Origin of the sequence: Weissella sagaensis, assembly GCF_005405285.1 — a bacterium.
GTDB lineage: Bacteria > Bacillota > Bacilli > Lactobacillales > Lactobacillaceae > Weissella > Weissella sagaensis.
The window spans coordinates 38562-41626 of sequence record NZ_BJDT01000012.1 but is presented as its reverse complement, the minus strand read 5'-3'; the positions used below and the strand labels follow the sequence as shown (position 1 = coordinate 41626).

2 protein-coding genes are annotated in these 3065 nt (G+C 37.5%); one reads left to right on the top strand and one right to left on the bottom strand.

Features of this window, described 5'->3' with window-relative positions:
• Positions 1-129: 129 nt before the first annotated feature.
• The gene (locus FFM55_RS09195) at positions 130-2397 is read right to left on the bottom strand and encodes an ATP-binding cassette domain-containing protein (RefSeq protein WP_137600971.1); all 2268 of its coding nucleotides are present in this window, start codon (positions 2395-2397) and stop codon (positions 130-132) included.
• A 382-nt stretch (positions 2398-2779) separates the two neighbouring features.
• On the opposite strand from FFM55_RS09195, the gene FFM55_RS09190 reads away from it, so the two are divergent.
• The coding region (locus FFM55_RS09190) for an arsenate reductase/protein-tyrosine-phosphatase family protein (protein WP_137600974.1) at positions 2780-3065 on the top strand (286 nt) is incomplete at its 3' end.

Genomic DNA, 3065 nt, shown 5'->3' with positions numbered 1-3065 from the left:
ACGAATATCACAGAAAACAAAAGGCATGACTCCCTGCGAATACAGGGAACATGCCTTAGCAGTTTAAAAATATTCAATTTTGTCTAACTTTTGTGTTGCACTTTAAATGAGGTGATCTTTTTGAATCTTTTAAGAAATTATAGCTGCTAATGCAGCACCAGTCCGAGAGTTTTTATCGTTTAGGCTATCTTTTGGATGACCTTCAAAACAAACTTGACCGCCGAATTTACCAGCATCGGGTCCCATATCGACTAACCAATCGGCTCGTGAAATTAATTTCAGATTATGTTCAATCAGAATTAATGTATTGCCCTTATCAACCAATCCTTCAAATAAATCGATCAATTGTTGAGTATCCTGTAAGTGCAATCCGGTTGTTGGTTCATCTAAGAAATAGATTCGGCCGGTATGATTCAATTCCATTGCTAACTTAACACGTTGCACTTCACCACCAGATAAAGTGGTCATCGACTGGCTAAGATTTAAATAACCAAGTCCAACTTGGTGGAGTAGACTAACCTTTTTGTAGATATCTGGCACATCTTTGAAAAACTCTAAAGTGTCGTTGATAGAAAGATTTAGAACCTCAGAAATATCTTTGCCATGATAAGTGTATTGTAGTGCTTCTTGGCTATAACGTTTCCCATGACACAACTCACATTCTTGGACGATTGGATCCATGAATGCCATCTCGGTGATCATCACACCTTTACCTTTGCAACGGGGACAAGCACCTTTACCGTTATAACTAAATAGTTGTGGTGAAACGCCATTGTTGGCTTTACTGAAAAGCTTTCGTAGAGGATTTAAAATGTTCAAGTAAGTTACAGGTGTAGAACGAATATTCAAACCTACAGAATCCTGACTCAAATCAATATAGTCTTGATCAGAAACTTGTTGTTTGAAAGCTTGGACTAAAGTACTTTTTCCAGAACCTGCTGGTCCAGATATCACGGTCATTACACCTTGAGGGATTCTGGTAGATACGTCTTTTAAATTATGAGAAGTTACATGATTAACATTTAGCCAAGATTGAGGTTCACGAGGCTTTGGGAAAGTGATTTTTTCTCGTAACATTTTACCCGTAATCGTATCTGACCGTAATAGTTCGTCGTAGGTACCAGTGAAAGTTACTTGACCACCATTTTTGCCGGCTTGTGGTCCCATTTCCACGACATAATCTGCTGTCGAAATAATGGCAGGGTTGTGATCAACTAGGATAATGGTATTGCCATGTTCCTTGAGCTTTTTTAAGGATTGGGTAATTAATTTAATATCGTGAGGATGGAGTCCTACACTTGGTTCATCGAGTACGTAAACTAAATCGGATAGGGAACTCGTCAAATATTTGGCAATTTTAATTCGTTGAGCTTCTCCACCAGATAGAGTATCAGTTCCACGGCCAAGGGAAAGATAACCTAAACCGATGTCGACCAAAGCTTGAACTTTACTATGTAGTTCACGCACCATTGTTTTAGCCTTGGGGTCCGAGATATTATCCAAAAATTTTAGGACACTTACTAAATCCATATCGCTGACTTCTGCAATATTTTTGCCAGCAATTTTACTAGTTAGAGCCTTTTTGTTCAGACGTGTTCCATGACATACTGGGCAAGTTTTTCGAGTGACAATCTTTGATAAGGCAGCTTCATGATGACGACCTGAGGCACTATGAATAACAGAGCGAAGCATACGTGGAACTAGTCCTTCATATAATGCCGTACGGCCCCAATTTGCTGGTGGATTTTTTAATTTTTGTTGCGGAGCGTGCATGAATAAATCATATTCTTCATCGGTGTAGTCTTTAATTTTTTTGTCCAAATCAAATAATCCACTGTTGCCATATTCCTTCCAACGCCAAGTTCCCGGTTGAAAACCGGCAAAAGTCATTGCACCTTCATTGAGTGATTTATTAGGATCAATTAATTGACGTTCATCTATGTCGTCAACAAAGCCTAATCCCTGACATTTTGGACACATTCCCTGAGGTAGGTTAAAGGAAAACCATTCTGAATACCCAACCCAAGGCTGTCCAATTCGAGAAAACATCAAACGTAAGACGGAATAGATGCCGGTGTAGGTTGCCAGAGTAGATCGAGAATTACGACCAATAGGCTTCTGTTCAACCACAATTGCCACTGGTAAGTTGTCGATTCGGTTCACTTCAGGTTGACCGTATTTAGGCAAATATTGTTGGGTGAAACTAGGAAAAGTTTCATTCAATTCACGTCGGGAAACAGCGGCTAATGTATCAAAAACTAAAGAGGATTTACCAGACCCAGAAAGACCAGCAAATACAGTCGTTTTATGCTTAGGAATATCTAAACTGACATCCTTTAAGTTATTTTCTTGAGCTCCATGGATAGAGATAGTCTCATCTGCAAATAAATCAGTCATAAAAACCCCCAACAGTAAATTTATAATTCCATTATATATAGAAATCTCGTTTAACAAAAATAATCGGGTCTAGAATTTTTGGTGTTGGAAAGTATTGCTCTTATGCTAGATTTACGGACAGATTTTCTTCTGCCCTGTAAACTAATAGCATAGGAGCATTTTTTAATATGATTCGATACAAAAAAAGAATTTAAGCAGTCTCTTGTTGAGATGCACAATCAAGGTCGTTCATATACTGATCTATCCGCTGAATAATTCAGAAATGATTGCGTTAAAGGTCTATAATTACATAGAAGACCTTAATACTTATACACCTATGTTGATGGAAGCATTGCATTTAAGTTTATGGTATTATACAAATTAAAATTATAGGTGGTTTAGAATGAAAAAAATTTATTTTTTATGTACAGGAAATTCTTGTCGCAGTCAAATAGCTGAAGGATATGCAAAAAAAATATTGCCGGCAAATGAGTTTCAAATCGAGAGTGCAGGGATTGAAACTCATGGGTTAAATCTAAATGCTGTTAAAGTTATGGCTGAAGATGGAGTAGATATTAGTAGCCACTACTCTAAATTAATTGATCTAAATTATTTGAACACTTCAGATTTAGTTATTACTTTATGTGGTGATGCCAAGGATAAATGTCCTATGCTTCCCCCTCAAACCA

Excerpts from the sequence above, each read along its gene's own strand:
- FFM55_RS09195 (WP_137600971.1), bottom strand. The coding sequence starts at position 2,397 with ATGACTGATTTATTTGCAGATGAGACTATCTCTATCCATGGAGCTCAA.